This window comes from Enterobacter cloacae complex sp. 2022EL-00788, assembly GCF_026627565.1.
Lineage (GTDB): Bacteria > Pseudomonadota > Gammaproteobacteria > Enterobacterales > Enterobacteriaceae > Enterobacter > Enterobacter pasteurii.
The window spans coordinates 121,623-136,273 of the sequence record NZ_JAPNMC010000001.1 but is presented as its reverse complement, the minus strand read 5'-3'; the positions used below and the strand labels follow the sequence as shown (position 1 = coordinate 136,273).

The 14,651-nt window shown below is 59.4% G+C and carries 16 protein-coding genes; 11 read left to right on the top strand and 5 right to left on the bottom strand.

Annotated features, from left to right (window positions below; all coding sequences use genetic code 11):
- Positions 1-57: 57 nt before the first annotated feature.
- The 8 genes from OWK27_RS00630 (at position 58) to zinT (ending at position 8,068) form a co-directional block, all read left to right on the top strand.
- Positions 58-474 (top strand): rhodanese-like domain-containing protein, encoded by a 417-nt coding sequence (locus OWK27_RS00630; RefSeq protein ID WP_148419514.1) that lies wholly within the window; start codon positions 58-60, stop codon positions 472-474.
- A gap of 150 nt (positions 475-624) precedes the next feature.
- Positions 625-1,728 (top strand): cobalamin-independent methionine synthase II family protein, encoded by a 1,104-nt coding sequence (locus OWK27_RS00625; protein ID WP_267589543.1) that lies wholly within the window; start codon positions 625-627, stop codon positions 1,726-1,728.
- A gap of 200 nt (positions 1,729-1,928) precedes the next feature.
- The gene (gene urtA, locus OWK27_RS00620; protein WP_267589542.1) at positions 1,929-3,200 is read left to right on the top strand and encodes an urea ABC transporter substrate-binding protein; all 1,272 of its coding nucleotides are present in this window, start codon (positions 1,929-1,931) and stop codon (positions 3,198-3,200) included.
- A gap of 24 nt (positions 3,201-3,224) precedes the next feature.
- On the top strand, positions 3,225-4,799 hold the full coding sequence (gene urtB / locus OWK27_RS00615) for an urea ABC transporter permease subunit UrtB (protein WP_267589541.1): 1,575 nt from the start codon (positions 3,225-3,227) through the stop codon (positions 4,797-4,799).
- Entirely contained in the window at positions 4,799-5,872 is a 1,074-nt protein-coding gene (gene urtC / locus OWK27_RS00610; protein ID WP_193355099.1) for an urea ABC transporter permease subunit UrtC, read from the top strand. The genes urtB and urtC overlap by 1 nt, the downstream gene beginning before the upstream one ends.
- Positions 5,872-6,669 (top strand): urea ABC transporter ATP-binding protein UrtD, encoded by a 798-nt coding sequence (gene urtD / locus OWK27_RS00605; protein ID WP_193355100.1) that lies wholly within the window; start codon positions 5,872-5,874, stop codon positions 6,667-6,669. Before urtC ends, urtD begins: the two co-directional genes overlap by 1 nt.
- Positions 6,670-6,678: 9 nt before the next feature.
- Positions 6,679-7,377 carry an urea ABC transporter ATP-binding subunit UrtE gene (urtE, locus tag OWK27_RS00600; protein ID WP_242172813.1) on the top strand — a complete coding sequence of 233 codons (699 nt, stop codon included), beginning with the start codon at positions 6,679-6,681 and terminating at the stop codon, positions 7,375-7,377.
- A gap of 52 nt (positions 7,378-7,429) precedes the next feature.
- Positions 7,430-8,068: a metal-binding protein ZinT gene (gene zinT, locus OWK27_RS00595; protein ID WP_148419521.1), complete on the top strand. Its 639-nt coding sequence runs from the start codon at positions 7,430-7,432 to the stop codon at positions 8,066-8,068.
- Between the two features lie 45 nt (positions 8,069-8,113).
- On the opposite strand, the gene ydeE is transcribed toward zinT, so the two are convergent.
- The gene (gene ydeE / locus OWK27_RS00590; RefSeq protein WP_267589540.1) at positions 8,114-9,307 is read right to left on the bottom strand and encodes an efflux MFS transporter YdeE; all 1,194 of its coding nucleotides are present in this window, start codon (positions 9,305-9,307) and stop codon (positions 8,114-8,116) included.
- A 192-nt stretch (positions 9,308-9,499) separates the two neighbouring features.
- Here ydeE and eamA point away from each other — a divergent pair, with 192 nt between their 5' ends.
- On the top strand, positions 9,500-10,399 hold the full coding sequence (eamA, locus tag OWK27_RS00585; RefSeq protein WP_267589539.1) for an O-acetylserine/cysteine exporter: 900 nt from the start codon (positions 9,500-9,502) through the stop codon (positions 10,397-10,399).
- Between the two features lie 38 nt (positions 10,400-10,437).
- Here the strand turns inward: eamA and marB are convergent, their stop codons facing one another.
- The 3 genes from marB to marR are packed head-to-tail and all read right to left on the bottom strand — an operon-like array spanning position 10,438 to position 11,522.
- Positions 10,438-10,653, bottom strand: coding sequence for a multiple antibiotic resistance protein MarB (gene marB, locus OWK27_RS00580; RefSeq protein WP_148419524.1), 216 nt, complete (start codon positions 10,651-10,653; stop codon positions 10,438-10,440).
- Between the two features lie 32 nt (positions 10,654-10,685).
- Entirely contained in the window at positions 10,686-11,066 is a 381-nt protein-coding gene (gene marA / locus OWK27_RS00575) for an MDR efflux pump AcrAB transcriptional activator MarA (RefSeq protein ID WP_001303241.1), read from the bottom strand.
- A gap of 21 nt (positions 11,067-11,087) precedes the next feature.
- Positions 11,088-11,522, bottom strand: a complete 435-nt coding sequence (gene marR, locus OWK27_RS00570) for a multiple antibiotic resistance transcriptional regulator MarR (RefSeq protein ID WP_003857182.1) — start codon at positions 11,520-11,522, stop codon at positions 11,088-11,090.
- A gap of 256 nt (positions 11,523-11,778) precedes the next feature.
- Here marR and OWK27_RS00565 point away from each other — a divergent pair, with 256 nt between their 5' ends.
- Complete coding sequence (locus tag OWK27_RS00565; RefSeq protein ID WP_267589538.1) at positions 11,779-12,444, top strand: MarC family NAAT transporter; 666 nt, start codon at positions 11,779-11,781, stop codon at positions 12,442-12,444.
- Between the two features lie 44 nt (positions 12,445-12,488).
- On the opposite strand, the gene OWK27_RS00560 is transcribed toward OWK27_RS00565, so the two are convergent.
- On the bottom strand, positions 12,489-13,685 hold the full coding sequence (locus OWK27_RS00560; protein WP_267589537.1) for a sugar transporter: 1,197 nt from the start codon (positions 13,683-13,685) through the stop codon (positions 12,489-12,491).
- A 175-nt stretch (positions 13,686-13,860) separates the two neighbouring features.
- Here OWK27_RS00560 and OWK27_RS00555 point away from each other — a divergent pair, with 175 nt between their 5' ends.
- Entirely contained in the window at positions 13,861-14,649 is a 789-nt protein-coding gene (locus OWK27_RS00555) for a PhzF family phenazine biosynthesis protein (RefSeq protein ID WP_267589536.1), read from the top strand.
- Positions 14,650-14,651: the final 2 nt, after the last annotated feature.

Sequence of the window (14,651 nt, the reverse complement as noted above, 5' to 3'; positions counted from 1 at the left end):
GGGCTGAATTTACGAATAGAGTAGTGTTAACACAAACGCCACAAATGAGGAAGATTCATGAGCTACGTTACTGAATTTCCGGCGGCAGAGCCGCAGGAAGCCGCAGGACATTTTCTGCGCCGTCTGAGCGTTGAGACGGACTGCGCCGACGTGCATCACGCCCTGTCCAGCGGTGAACAGGACTTTGTTCTGCTCCACGTCGTCGGAACGACCGGGCAGTTTGCCAGGCGCCATCTGCCCGGCGCGCTGCATTTGCCGTGGAGCCAGATCGACGCCGGGCGGATGAAGGCGTGGCCGGAGGGAACGCTGTTTGTCGTGTACTGTGCCGGGCCGCACTGCAACGGGGCGGACAGGGCGGCGCTGAAGCTTGCGCGCCTCGGCCTGCCGGTCAAGATTATGCTCGGGGGCATTACCGGCTGGGAGGACGAGCGGTTCGCGTTTGCAGGATCCTCATCGCCCGCGCAGCGATCGTGAATTTTTTTCAACACAGATGAAATTTTCTCGTTTGTCGGCAGGGTGCCGGTATGACATCTTTTTAGGACGTTTAGACATCCAGAAGTCTAAAACTTCAAGAGATGAATTATCACTGTTGGCAATTAACGCCGGCAGACAGAGGAGATTTCCATGCAGCGACACCACGCCCCGTACCGCGCCGATGTAGTCGGCAGTTTTTTACGCCCGGACACCATCAAGCAGGCACGACTGAAGTTTGCCAGCGGTGAAATTGATGCCGGCCAGCTTCGCGCCGTCGAGGACGAGGCTATTCGCCAGGTCGTCGAGCAGCAGTGCGCCTGCGGCCTGCACGTGGTGACCGACGGGGAGTTCCGCCGCGCCTGGTGGCACTTTGACTTTTTTGACGGGCTGCAGGGCGTGGAGCGTTACGATTCGCAGCAGGGGATCCAGTTTAACGGGGTTCAGACTAAAGCTCACGGCGTGCGCGTCACGGGCAAGCTGGGCTTCGGCGATCACCCTATGCTGGAAGACTTCCGCTACCTGAAGAGCATCAGCGGTGACGCGCAGCCGAAGATGACCATTCCAAGCCCGAGCGTGCTGCACTTCCGCGGCGGCCGCAAGGACATCGATGCCACGGTCTACCCGGATCTGAACGTCTATTTTGACGATCTGGCAACCACCTGGCGCGACGCCATCCGCGCGTTTTACGACGCGGGCTGCCGCTACCTGCAGCTGGATGATACCGTCTGGGCCTACCTGTGCTCGGAAGAGCAGCGACGTCAGATCCGCGAGCGGGGCGACGATGCGGACGAGCTGGCAAAAACCTACGCCCGCGTGCTGAACAAAGCGCTGGAAGGCAAGCCGGACGACCTCATCGTCGGGCTGCACGTCTGCCGCGGCAACTTCCGCTCCACCTGGATTTCTGAGGGCGGCTACGAGCCGGTGGCGGAAGTGCTGTTCGGCACGGTTAACGTTGATGCCTTCTTCCTGGAGTACGACAACGACCGCAGCGGAGATTTCGCGCCGCTGCGCTTTGTGCGCCCGGGTAAACAGCAGGTGGTTCTGGGGCTGATCACCACCAAGCACGGTGAGCTGGAGAACCCGGAAGGGGTGAAGGCGCGCCTGGAAGAGGCCGCGCGGTACGTGGCGAAAGAGCAGATTTGCCTCAGCCCGCAGTGCGGTTTTGCCTCCACGGAGGAAGGTAACAGCCTGAGCGAAGCCCAGCAGTGGGATAAAGTTCGCCTGGTTACGCAAATCGCCAGCGACGTCTGGTAACGCCGTTCACGGCGCTGCATTATTCCGGTGCAGCGCTGTTCCATTCTGAGTCGTTCCCCACATCTCTTCTCTGCGCTCTCCGTAAAATCCGGCCTCTGCAACCTGGCACTCTTTTTGCTCTCCTGAAGCTGACGTTACTTTTTTCTGCGTCCATGCGGTAACGGACGTCTTCGCACAGCTTTCTTTTCAGGAGTGAAAATATGCACCGTCGTACCTTTATAAAAGCTTTCGCCTTGTCCGCGTCCGTCGTCGCCATGGGAATGAGTTTTGGCGTACGGGCCGCAGAGACCATTAAAGTCGGGATTATGCACTCCCTGTCCGGCACGATGGCCATTTCAGAAACGCCCCTGAAGGATGTCGCCCTGATGACCATCGACGAAATCAACGCTAAGGGCGGCCTGCTCGGGAAAAAGCTGGAGCCGGTGGTGGTTGACCCGGCGTCTAACTGGCCGCTGTTTGCCGAGAAAGCCCGCCAGCTTTTGAGCCAGGATAAGGTCGCCGTGGTGCTTGGCTGCTGGACGTCCGTGTCGCGTAAGTCGGTTCTGCCGGTGTTTGAGGAGCTGAACGGGCTGCTGTTTTATCCGGTGCAGTACGAAGGTGAAGAGATGTCACCTAACGTCTTCTACACCGGCGCGGCGCCTAACCAGCAGGCGATCCCGGCGGTGGAGTACCTGATGAGCGAAGACGGCGGCGGCGCGAAACGCTTCTACCTGCTGGGGACGGACTACGTTTATCCGCGCACCACCAATAAGATCCTGCGCGCCTTCCTGCACTCGAAGGGCGTGGAGGATAAGGACATTGAAGAGGTCTACACCCCGTTCGGCCACAGCGACTACCAGACCATCGTGGCCAGCATCAAGAAATTCTCCGCGGGCGGGAAAACGGCGGTGGTTTCCACCATCAACGGCGATTCCAACGTGCCGTTCTATAAGGAGCTGGCCAACCAGGGGCTGAAGGCGACGGACGTGCCGGTGGTGGCCTTCTCGGTGGGCGAGGAGGAGCTGCGCGGCATTGATACCAAACCGCTGGTGGGTAACCTGGCGGCGTGGAACTACTTTGAGTCCGTGGACAACCCGACCAACCAGACCTTCGTGGCGGCCTTCAGGGCCTACGCGAAAGCCCATAAGCTGCCGAATGCCGATACCGTCGTCACTAACGATCCGATGGAAGCGACCTACGTAGGGCTTCACATGTGGGCGCAGGCGGTTGAAAAAGCTGGAACAACCGACGTGGACAAGGTGCGTGCTGCCATGGCGGGCCAGACGTTCAGCGCGCCGTCCGGCTTCACGCTGACCATGGATGCCACCAACCACCACCTGCACAAGCCGGTGATGATTGGCGAAATCGAAGGCAACGGCCAGTTTAACGTCGTCTGGCAGACCGAACAGCCGGTACGCGCTCAGCCCTGGAGCCCCTTCATCGCCGGGAATGATAAAAAGCCAGACCAGCCGATGAAAACCGCCAGCAACTAAGCCGGTGCGCCAGGGAGAAATGCCATGAACGCGATGCGCATGATGATAGCGATAGTGTGGCTTGCCGGACTGCTGCCAGGGATGGCTGCGGCAACGGATGCCGATGATTTCGTTGCCGCAAACCGCAGCCAGCAGGCCGCTATGCTCGCCCGGTGGGCAACCGCGCCGGAACCTGCCCGTTTGCCGCTGCTTGCGGCGCTGCAAAAAGAGAACCTGTTCACCGACAGCCGAAAGCATGCCTTTGCGCGCATCGACGGCGAGCTGACAGGGCTTGGGGCATCACAAACCGCCGAAGGGACCACCAAAGCCGTGCGCCTGACCAACCGGCTGCGATCGTTAGCCGCTACGGCGCTGGCGACGCATCAGCTTGTGAGTGACAGCGTCACGGAAAGGCGCGCCGCCGCGAGGCAGCTCCAGCGCGGCGCGCAGCCGGACATGCTCGATTTTCTGCAACGGCGGGCCAGCAGCGAAACGGACGAAATTACCCGGCAGTCGCTAAGGCTGGCGCTGGCGAATCTCCAGCTGGCGAGTCCGCAGGCTGAAACGCGGCTGAGGGCGGTTGAGCTGCTGGGCGAGTCCGACGATCCGGACGTGCAGGCCGCGCTGGCGCCGTTTACCCAGGCGCAAGCCGAGCCGGATGCGCGGGTGCGCGCCGCGGCTGCAGGGAGCCTGGAGCGTATTCAGCACCGCCTGATGTGGGGCGAGCTGCTGGGGCAGGCGTTTATGGGCCTGTCGTTGGGGTCGGTGCTGCTGCTGGCGGCGCTCGGGCTTGCCATCACCTATGGCCTGCTGGGCGTGATCAACATGGCGCACGGCGAGATGCTGATGCTCGGGGCGTATGCCACCTGGATGGTGCAGCAGCTGATGGCGCAGTGGATGCCTCATTATCTGGCGATGTATCCGCTGGTGGCGCTGCCGGTGGCGTTTTGCCTGACGGCCGGTATCGGGATGGTGCTGGAGCGCACGGTGATCCGCCACCTGTATGGCCGCCCGCTGGAAACCCTGCTCGCCACCTGGGGGATCAGCCTGATGCTCATCCAGCTGGTGCGCATGACCTTTGGCGCACAAAACCTCGAGGTGGCAAACCCGGCCTGGCTTTCCGGCGGCGTGCAGGTTTTTGCCAACCTGACGCTGCCGTGGAACCGCATCGTGGTGCTCGGCTTTGTGCTGCTGGTGCTGTTCTTCACCTGGCTGATTCTGAACAAAACGCGTCTTGGCCTCAACGTGCGGGCCGTGACGCAAAACCGCAGCATGGCGGCATGCTGCGGCGTGCCGACCGGGCATGTGGATATGCTGGCCTTTGGCCTTGGCTCCGGCATTGCCGGGCTGGGCGGCGTGGCGTTATCCCAGCTGGGGAACGTGGGGCCGGAGCTGGGCCAGGGGTACATCATCGATTCGTTCCTGGTGGTGGTGCTGGGCGGCGTCGGCCAGCTGGCCGGTAGCGTGGCGGCGGCCTTTGGCCTTGGGATCTTCAATAAAATTCTTGAGCCGCAGATGGGCGCGGTGCTGGGCAAAATCGTGATTCTGGTGGCGATTATTCTGTTTATCCAGAAACGTCCGCAGGGGTTATTCGCGCTTAAAGGGAGGGTGACAGACTGATGAGCCAGCCGCTGACCTTAACGCTGGCGCGCCGCGCGCCGCGTACCACCCAAATTGTCGGCAGCCTGCTGGCAGCGGCGCTGCTGGTGCTGCCGTTTCTCGCGCTGCTGCCCGCCGCGCATCCGCTAGCGATCTCCACGTGGATGCTGACCCTCATCGGCAAGATCCTCTGCTACGCGGTGGTTGCCGTGGCTCTCGACCTGGTGTGGGGCTATGCCGGGATGCTCTCGCTGGGGCACGGCTTATTTTTCGCGCTGGGCGGCTATGCGATGGGGATGTACCTGATGCGCCAGGCGGCAGGGGACGGCCTGCCCGCGTTTATGTCGTTTCTCTCCTGGAGCGAGCTGCCCTGGTTCTGGTGGGGAACGCAGCATTTTGCCTGGGCGCTGGTCCTGATCGTGACGGTCCCCGGCCTGCTGGCGCTGGTCTTCGGCTGGTTTGCCTTCCGCTCGAAGATCAAAGGGGTCTATTTCTCCATCATGACCCAGGCGCTGACCTATGCGGGCATGCTGCTGTTCTTTCGCAACGAAACCGGCTTTGGCGGCAACAACGGCTTTACCGGCTTTACCACGCTGCTCGGGTTTTCCGTTACGGCGACCACCACGCGGATCGCGCTGTTCCTCGCGACGGTATTGCTGCTGATGCTGGCGCTGGGCACAGGCTATGCGCTGGCGAAGAGCAAATTTGGCCGGATTTTGACCGCGGTGCGCGATGCGGAAAACCGTCTGACCTTTTGCGGCTACGATCCGCGCGGGTTCAGGCTGCTGGTATGGACGCTCTCTGCCGTGCTGTGCGGCCTGGCGGGGGCGCTGTACGTTCCGCAGGTGGGCATTATCAACCCGGGAGAGATGTCGCCAACGAACTCGATTGAAGCGGCCATCTGGGTGGCGCTGGGCGGGCGCGGCACGCTGGTGGGCCCGGTGATTGGCGCGGCGCTGGTTAACGGCGCGAAGAGCGTTTTCACCGTGGCGATGCCGGAGTACTGGCAGCTGTTTCTGGGGCTGATTTTCATCGCCGTCACGCTGTTCTTGCCGCGCGGCGTATACGGCCTGTTTCGTAAGGGGGAGAAATAATGCAGCCTTCAGAAGGGCTTTTTACCCGTCAGCTACCCGGGGATCGTTACCGCGAGCAGACCGATCCGGTATTGCAGCTCGAGGCCATCAGCGTCAGCTTCGACGGCTTTCAGGCGCTGACCGACCTCTCGCTGAACATCGGCGTGGGCGAGCTACGCTGCGTGATTGGGCCTAACGGCGCGGGCAAAACCACGCTGATGGACGTGATTACCGGCAAAACGCGGCCAAAAAGCGGAAAAGCCATTTACGATCAGTCTGTTGACCTGACCGCGCTTGAGCCAGCGGCCATTGCCCGCCGGGGAATTGGCCGTAAGTTTCAAAAACCGACCGTCTTTGAGGCGCTGACGGTATGGGAAAATCTTGAAATCGCCATGAAGGCCGACAGGTCCGTCTGGGCGAGCCTGCGGGCCACCCTCAGCGGCGAGCAGCGCGACCGCATTGACGAGATGCTGGTATTGCTGCGGCTTGGCAGCGAGCGCGACCGTCGCGCCGGGCTGCTTTCCCACGGGCAGAAGCAGTTTCTGGAGATCGGCATGCTGCTGGTGCAGGATCCGCATCTGCTGCTGCTGGACGAGCCCGCCGCGGGGATGACCGATGCGGAAACGGAATACACCGCCGAGCTGTTCCGTACCCTGGCAGGCAGGCATTCCCTGATGGTGGTTGAGCACGATATGGGGTTTGTCGAAACCATCGCCGATCGCGTCACGGTGCTGCATCAGGGACGCGTGCTGGCGGAAGGTTCGCTTCGCGAGGTGCAGGCCAACGAGCAGGTGATTGACGTCTATCTGGGACGCTAAGGAGAGGTCATGTTGCAGGTTAACGAACTGAATCAGTACTACGGCGGAAGCCATATTCTGCGCGGGGTAAGCTTTGAGGCCGTGACCGGGGAAATCACCTGTCTGCTGGGGCGCAACGGGGTGGGTAAAACCACGCTGCTGAAGTGTCTGATGGGGCTGATCCCGGTGAAAACCGGGGAGGTGGTCTGGCAGGGGCAAACCATCACCCACAGTAAGCCGCACCAGCGGGTGCAGTCCGGCGTGGCGTATGTTCCGCAGGGGCGCGAGATTTTCCCGCGTCTGACCGTTGAGGAAAACCTGCTGATGGGGCTGTCGCGCTTTTCCGCGCGTAACGCGAAAGGCGTACCGGAGGAGATCTGGCAGCTTTTCCCGGTGCTGAAGGAGATGAAGCACCGTCGCGGCGGCGATCTTTCCGGCGGCCAGCAGCAGCAGCTGGCGATTGGGCGCGCGCTGGCAAGCCGCCCGCGGCTGCTGATTCTGGATGAACCCACCGAAGGCATTCAGCCATCGGTGATTAAGGAGATTGGGCAGGTGATCCGCAGCCTCGCCAGCCGGGGAGATATGGCGATCCTGCTGGTCGAGCAGTTTTACGATTTTGCCGCGGAGCTGGCCGACAGCTATCTGGTGATGTCGCGCGGCAGTATCGTCCAGCACGGGCGCGGGGAAAATATGGCGCAGGAGGGCGTGCGCGGACTGGTTGCGATCTGAAATGTTATACTATAACATTCTCATTCTAATAACACGGAATGAGGGTTTTGCTTTGGCTGCACATGCTGGAAAAATTGCGCTGGCTCTGGGAACGCTGCTGGTCAGCGGCTCGCTTTTTGCCCACTCGCACGGTCATCAGATGACCGAGGCGGAACAGAAGGCGGCAAACGGCGTCTTTGAGGATAAAGACGTCAGGGACAGAAAGCTGTCTGACTGGGACGGGACCTGGCAGTCGGTTTATCCGTTCCTGCTCGACGGCTCGCTGGATCCGGTTTTCAAAAAGAAAGCCCGGAAGGGCGAGAAGTCCGCTGATGAGATAAAAGCCTACTACCGCACGGGCTACGCCACGGACGTGGACTCCATCGGCATTGAAAACAACGTGATGGAGTTTCATAGGGGCAGCACGGTGAGCAGCTGCCGCTACGACTACAGCGGCTACAAAATACTGACCTACGCCTCCGGCAAAAAAGGCGTGCGCTACCTGTTTGAGTGCAAGGATAACGCGAGCCAGGCCCCGAAGTTCGTGCAGTTCAGCGACCATACCATCGGGCCGAAACCCTCTTCACACTTCCATATCTTTATGGGCAATACCTCTCACGAGGCGCTGCTGAAAGAGATGGATAACTGGCCGACCTACTACCCGAACGAGATGTACAAAGAGCAGGTGGTGGAGGAGATGTTACACCACTAACCGCGAGTGCCGGGTAGCGGCTACGCCTTACCCGGCCTGCCGTGGCTACGCGACCCTGGGCGCTTCGCACCACGCCCTGACGCGCATCCCGCGCAAAATCATCAGCCACGCCGCGATAATGGCGGCCATCATTATGACAAACAGCGACCAGTGCGGCAGACGGGTGAGGATAATCCCGGTGATCATCGGGTTCGCCGCCGCGCCCAGCCAGCCCAGCGCCTGCGCGGAGAAGTAGCTCGCCTTCATGCCCGGCGGGGCGATATTGTCGATCAGCATGTATTCGCCCGGCGCGTAGATAACTTCACCCAGCGTAAAGATAGCCGCGGCGATCCCCCAGTAGATCAGATTCTCCCCGGAGAGCATAAACCCGCCCAGCCCGAGGATAAAAAAGAGCGTTGCGACAGTCATTAACGGACGAATGTTGCTGGCGGTGATCCTGCGCCCAAGCGCGTATTGCAGGGTCACCACCACCGCTGCGTTGACGGGCAGCACCACCGCCACCACCTTTTCGGCAAAATCGCCGTCCGCGTGCGCGGCCAGAACATACTGCGAAATACAGCTGGCGAAGGAACCGCCGACGTAGGAGGCCAGCAGGCCGGAGAGGGTATACCAGAGCAGCGCCCGGTCTTTCAGCAGCACCGACGGCTGCCACGGCGCCTTTTCCTCAACGCTGTCTGACGCCACGCTTTTCTGCACGAAGAAATGGATAAACCCGAGCGGCAGCGCAGCGCAAAACGCCGCCAGCCAGAACGGCAGCTGTAGGCTGTACATCACCAGCAGGGTGCCAACCGGCGGCCCGATGGTCCAGCCGATATTCAGGAAGCTGTAGTTGAGCGAGAATACGCGCGCCTTTTCGCCCGACGTCAGCACGTCTGCAAACCACGCCTTCAGCACCGTAGAGAACACGGAATAGGCGCAGTTAATCAGGGCAAAGAACAGCACCACCAGCGTGACGTTATTCACCAGCGGAATAGCCACAAACCCGGCGATAAAGGCCATGATGGCGATCAGCATGTAGCGCTTTTTGTCGAACCTGTCCGCCAGGATGCCAAATCCCAGGCTGAACACCACGCCAATGGTCAACGCCACGGTGAGGGCATAGCCAATATTCTCCACGCTCATGCCGTACACGCGCGTGAGGTAAATGGTCATAAAGGGCAGCGTTGCCCCGCGGCCAATTGTTAATAACAATGACGATGCCAGCAGCGCTGCGGTTGAGCGCCTGATTGATGGTTTCATTTTCCTGCCCGACAAATGCTTATGCTTTTATTGTTGTGTTCTGACAGGATTATCACGGGATCGGGAGCTTGTATAGCACCCAATTTATCCGCGAGTGCTTCTTGCCGGTACCAGAATTAACGTCTTTTCGCTGCGCTATTTTTTCTGTTACCTTGAAGTGTTTACAAAAATTTAATAATTCAGGGGCGGAAGATGACGCGCAAAGACGGGCTGTTGGCGTTGCTGGTTGTGGTGGTGTGGGGACTCAATTTTGTGGTCATCAAAATGGGGTTGCACAATATGCCGCCGCTGATGCTTGCCGGCCTGCGCTTTCTGCTGGTGGCGTTTCCGGCGCTGCTGTTCGTTGCCCGCCCGAAAATCCCGCTCAGGCTTCTGCTGGGTTACGGCCTCACCATCAGCTTTGGTCAGTTTGCGTTCCTTTTCTGCGCCATTAAATTCGGCATGCCTGCGGGCCTGGCCTCGCTGGTGCTCCAGGCGCAGGCGTTTTTTACCATCATCCTCGGCGCGTTTGTCTTTGGCGAACGGCTGCAGGGTAAGCAGCTGGCAGGCATAAGCCTGGCGGTGTTTGGCGTGCTGGTGCTGATTGAGGCCAGCCTTAACGGCCAGCACGTGGCCCTGCTGGGCTTTATGCTGACCCTGGCGGCGGGGCTGAGCTGGGCGTGCGGCAATATCTTCAACAAGCTGATCATGCAGCACGAGGCGCGCCCGGGGGTGATGTCGCTGGTGGTCTGGAGCGCGCTCATCCCGATTGTGCCGTTTATGGCCGCGTCGTTTATCCTGGACGGGCCAGAGACGATGCTGAAAAGCCTGCTGGAAATAGACCTGACGACCATTTTATCGCTGGTCTATCTGGCGTTTGTCGCCTCCATCATCGGCTACGGCATCTGGGGGGCGCTGCTTGGCCGCTATGAAACCTGGCGCGTGGCGCCGTTATCGCTGCTGGTACCGGTAGTCGGGCTTGCCAGCGCCGCGCTTTTGCTGGATGAAGCGCTCAGCGGGCTGCAGCTGGCGGGTGCGGGGCTGATTATGGCCGGGCTGTATATCAACGTTTTTGGTCTGCGGGTGCGTCGGGCTTCGCGGGTGCGGGGCTAAGGCAAAAAAAAGCCCCGCATCGGCGGGGCAAAAACGAATCACAGGTCGTGGTTGTAATACGGCACGCCCAGTTCGTCGGATTTGTCGCTGCCAGCGCCCATGTGGTTAAAGTCATAGGGTGACTGGCCTTGTGCGGACGGCATAATCAGCGTGTCACGATTATTTTGCTGCGCCGCGCTGGGGGTTTGCTCCGCGAAGCTCTGGCCGGAGACCAGCACCAGCAGGGTGAGGGCGGCGGAGGCGATGAATTTCATGATTTCCTCGGTTACGTCTTTACAGGCGAAAATTAACTGCAATGTTTTAGCGGATACAGATAACGGGATTCACCCGGCATGCTGGTAATACGGTACTTATGAGGCGGCACGTCGAAGTAGTTCTTGAACGTACGCGTCAGGGTTTGCTGCGATTCAAAGCCATAACGTTCCGCCAGATAAAGGATCGGCTCATTGCTCTCTTTCAGTTTCTGGGCAATTTCCGTCAGCTTGCGGCTGCGAATATATTGACCTAATGAATGACCGGTCTCTTTTTTGAACATCCGTTGCAGGTGCCATTTTGAGTAACCTGAACGCTCGGACACCTTTTCAAGGGAGAGCGGGGATTCCAGGTTATCTTCGATCCAGTCCAAAATGCTATGAATGGTGATAGCGTCAGTATTGCGTCTGGACATCGTCATACCTCTTTTTTTTGTTTACGGCAGTATTTTCTTGAGTAAAAGCTCAAGCGTTGCCACTTCATCTGCCGTTAAGTTTTTTGTCAGTTCCTGGTGCAGTGTTTGTCCTACTAGCTGATGACATTGCTCACACATGGCCGCGCCGTCGCTGGTCAGTTTCACCAGCACGCCGCGTTTGTCATTCGGGTTAGGGCTTCGTTCGACCCATCCTTTGCAGACGAGCCGATCCAGCATGCGGGTTAACGCACCCAGATCCACAGAGAGCACCTTTTTCAGCTCAACCGGCGTGATACACACTTCGCAGCGAATGGAACACAGCACTTTGAACTGTGTTGCGGTGATATCCAGCGGTGACAGGTAGTCATTGAGCAGGCGATCTTTTTTCTGATTGACCATATGAATAAGACGACCCAGTGGGATTATGTCGTTAAAGAGATCACTGGTGCTTTTCACAATGGTTGCCCTGGCAAGTAGTTTAGTCACGGCAGATATTATTGCTCAGGCAAGTATAAGTCAACTGAATGGATTGCCCGATGCCACGAATTGCTAAAACGCTTCAGGAACTTTTTCTGTGCGCTTTTAAATCATACATATAGCCTCTGGTTATTGGTTGCGCGGGAAAACAATGGTTACGTCGTGCGAATAGCTCAGGACGAGGTTTTCCCCCTATAATTGCGGAGTTGATTAAGGATAAGGGCAGCGATGCATTATGTTGGATTTGATTAAAGCAATTGGTCTTGGGCTGGTGGTATTGCTGCCGCTGGCAAACCCGTTAACCACGGTGGCGCTCTTTCTGGGCCTGGCGGGGAACATGAACAGCGCGGAGCGCAACCGGCAGTCGAGGATGGCGGCCGTGTACGTTTTTGCCATCATGATGGTGGCCTATTACGCCGGGCAGCTGGTCATGAATACCTTTGGTATTTCCATCCCCGGGTTGCGGATAGCGGGTGGGCTGATTGTGGCCTTTATAGGTTTCCGGATGCTGTTCCCGGCGCAAAAAGCGCATGAATCGCCGGAAGCTAAGAGTAAATCCGAGGAGCTTGAAAGCGAGCCGAGCGCCAACATCGCCTTTGTGCCGTTAGCCATGCCGAGCACGGCTGGCCCGGGGACGATTGCGATGATCATCAGCTCCGCCTCAACGGTGCGCGACGGCTCCACCTTCCCGGACTGGGTTATCACCGTTGCGCCGCCGATCATTTTCGCGCTGATCGCGGTTATCGTCTGGGGATCGCTGCGCAGCTCCGGGGCCATTATGCGCTGGGTAGGCAAGGGCGGTATTGAGGCCATCTCCCGCCTGATGGGCTTCCTGCTGGTGTGTATGGGCGTGCAGTTTATTATTAACGGCGTGCTGGAGATTATTAAGACCTATCACTGATGCTGTTGCCGGGTAAGGCGAAGCCGCCACCCGGCACGTCAAACTTAACCGTGGCCGGTCTGTTCTTCCATCGCGACCGGCCATTTACGGAAGATAAGCACCGACCAGACGAGCGCAACCAGCGCCGGGATGGCGCCAAGGTAGCCAATGGCCGACATCGACACGTGCAGGCTGATCTGATTCCCCACCAGCGCACCGGCACCAATTCCCAGATTAAAAATTCCCGAGAACAGCGACATCGCCACGTCCGTTGCGTCCGGCGCCAGCGCCAGCACCTTCACCTGCATCCCCAGCCCGATAATCATGATCGCCACGCCCCAGAACAGGCAGAGGATCGCCAGATGACTTTCGCTGCCTGCCGCAGGCATCAGCAGCAGCAGACACGCCAGCAGCAGGCCAATCGCGCTGCTCACCAGGGCAGAAGCGTGCTGGTTGCCGAGCTTGCCAAACAGGATGCTGCCGATAATGCCCGCGCCGCCCAGCAGCAGCAGGAGAACGGTGGCGAAATTCGCGCTAAAGCCCGCCACAACCTGTACGAACGGTTCGATATAGCTGTAAGCCGTGTAATGGGCGGTCACCACGATGACGGTCAGCAGATAGATGCTCATCAGGGCCGGGCGACGAACCAGCAGCGGCAGGCTTTTCAGCGAGCCGGAGTGTTCGCTCGGCAGCGCGGGCAGCAGCTTAATGAGGCACACCAGCGTAACCAGCGCCCCCATGCCGATGGCAAAGAAGGTGGTGCGCCAGCCGAAATATTGCCCCACGATGCGTCCTATCGGCAGGCCCAGCACCATCGCCAGCGCCGTGCCGGTGGCGATCAGGCTCAGCGCCTGGGCGCGTTTCCCCGCCGGGGCCAGACGAATGGCGAGCGACGCGGTGATTGACCAGAAAATGGCATGGGCAAACGCAATGCCCACGCGGCTAATAACCAGCACCGTAAAGTTCCAGGCCATAAACGACAGCACGTGGCTGGCAATAAACACCACAAACAGCCCAATCAGCAGCCTGCGCCGTTCCATCTGGCTGGTCAGCAGCATAAACGGCAGAGACATCAGCGCCACTACCCAGGCGTAGATGGTTAACATAATGCCCACCTGCGCCGTTTCCATGTTGAAGCTGGCTGCAATGTCGGACAGCAGCCCAACCGGAACAAATTCCGTGGTGTTGAAAATGAACGCCGCGATGGCGAGCGTGACCACGCGCAGCCACGCGACCCTGCGGGAAACCGTGTGTGTTGTCATAGGGATATCTGGGATTCGTTGCCTGAAAGATGAGGAGACGATCTTAAGGCCTTAAACGGCGAAAACTCAACCGTTATGTGATGCAAATCACAAAATTTACCTTCATGCAGCGGTAGCGAAGGCGGCTGTTTTACCTGAAGATAAAGGATACACAGCAAAAACAGGCGGCAGGACAATGCAGGAGATTGATTTTTATCTGGTGGATGCCTTCAGCGAGTCCTCCTTTGGCGGCAACCCGGCGGCGGTCTGTCCGCTTGACGCGTGGCTGCCGGACGAGACCCTGCTGCAAATGGCGCAGCAGCATAACCAGTCGGAAACCGCGTTTTTCGTATGCACGAAAGGGGGAATTGAGCTGCGCTGGTTTACCACGCTCGCCGAGGTCAATCTCTGCGGGCACGCGACGCTTGCCGCGGCGTACGTACTGTTTAACGAGCTGGATTACCCGGACTCACGCATTCATTTTGATACCGCCTCCGGGTGCCTCACCGTCAGCCGTGAGGGCGACTGGATGACGCTGGATTTCCCGGCCTGCCCGACGCGGGCGCAGACGCCGCCGCCGGAGATGCTCTCCGCGCTCGGCATCAGCCGCTGCGTCGATGCCCGGAAAGGGCGGGCCTGGGTGCTGGTTCTGGAAAACCGCGAGCAGGTTGAAGCCGTTACGCCGGATTTCTCGGCCATGATCCCGGGCGAACATAAGGTGGCCGTCACCGCGCGGTGCGAGGGGGAATATGACTTTGTCAGCCGCTTCTTCTCGCCGGGCGTTGCCGTACCGGAAGATCCCGTTACCGGCTCCGCGCACACCATGCTTATACCCTACTGGAGCGAGAGGCTCGGTAAAACGGAGCTGTTTGCGCGTCAGGTTTCCGCCCGTGGGGGAGACGTACGCTGCACGCTCAGGGGCGACCGGGTGCTGATGGGCGGACAGGCGACGCTGTATCTGAAAGGCACCGTATTTCTGCGCTGAAA

Bases quoted from the DNA above. Each gene is read 5' to 3' on its own strand.
- OWK27_RS00630 (WP_148419514.1), top strand. From the start codon at position 58: ATGAGCTACGTTACTGAATTTCCGGCGGCAGAGCCGCAGGAAGCCGCA.
- OWK27_RS00625 (WP_267589543.1), top strand. From the start codon at position 625: ATGCAGCGACACCACGCCCCGTACCGCGCCGATGTAGTCGGCAGTTTT.
- urtA (WP_267589542.1), top strand. From the start codon at position 1,929: ATGCACCGTCGTACCTTTATAAAAGCTTTCGCCTTGTCCGCGTCCGTC.
- urtB (WP_267589541.1), top strand. From the start codon at position 3,225: ATGAACGCGATGCGCATGATGATAGCGATAGTGTGGCTTGCCGGACTG.
- urtC (WP_193355099.1), top strand. From the start codon at position 4,799: ATGAGCCAGCCGCTGACCTTAACGCTGGCGCGCCGCGCGCCGCGTACC.
- urtD (WP_193355100.1), top strand. From the start codon at position 5,872: ATGCAGCCTTCAGAAGGGCTTTTTACCCGTCAGCTACCCGGGGATCGT.
- urtE (WP_242172813.1), top strand. From the start codon at position 6,679: ATGTTGCAGGTTAACGAACTGAATCAGTACTACGGCGGAAGCCATATT.
- ydeE (WP_267589540.1), bottom strand. From the start codon at position 9,307: ATGAAACCATCAATCAGGCGCTCAACCGCAGCGCTGCTGGCATCGTCA.
- eamA (WP_267589539.1), top strand. From the start codon at position 9,500: ATGACGCGCAAAGACGGGCTGTTGGCGTTGCTGGTTGTGGTGGTGTGG.
- marB (WP_148419524.1), bottom strand. From the start codon at position 10,653: ATGAAATTCATCGCCTCCGCCGCCCTCACCCTGCTGGTGCTGGTCTCC.
- marA (WP_001303241.1), bottom strand. From the start codon at position 11,066: ATGTCCAGACGCAATACTGACGCTATCACCATTCATAGCATTTTGGAC.
- OWK27_RS00565 (WP_267589538.1), top strand. From the start codon at position 11,779: ATGTTGGATTTGATTAAAGCAATTGGTCTTGGGCTGGTGGTATTGCTG.
- OWK27_RS00560 (WP_267589537.1), bottom strand. From the start codon at position 13,685: ATGACAACACACACGGTTTCCCGCAGGGTCGCGTGGCTGCGCGTGGTC.
- OWK27_RS00555 (WP_267589536.1), top strand. From the start codon at position 13,861: ATGCAGGAGATTGATTTTTATCTGGTGGATGCCTTCAGCGAGTCCTCC.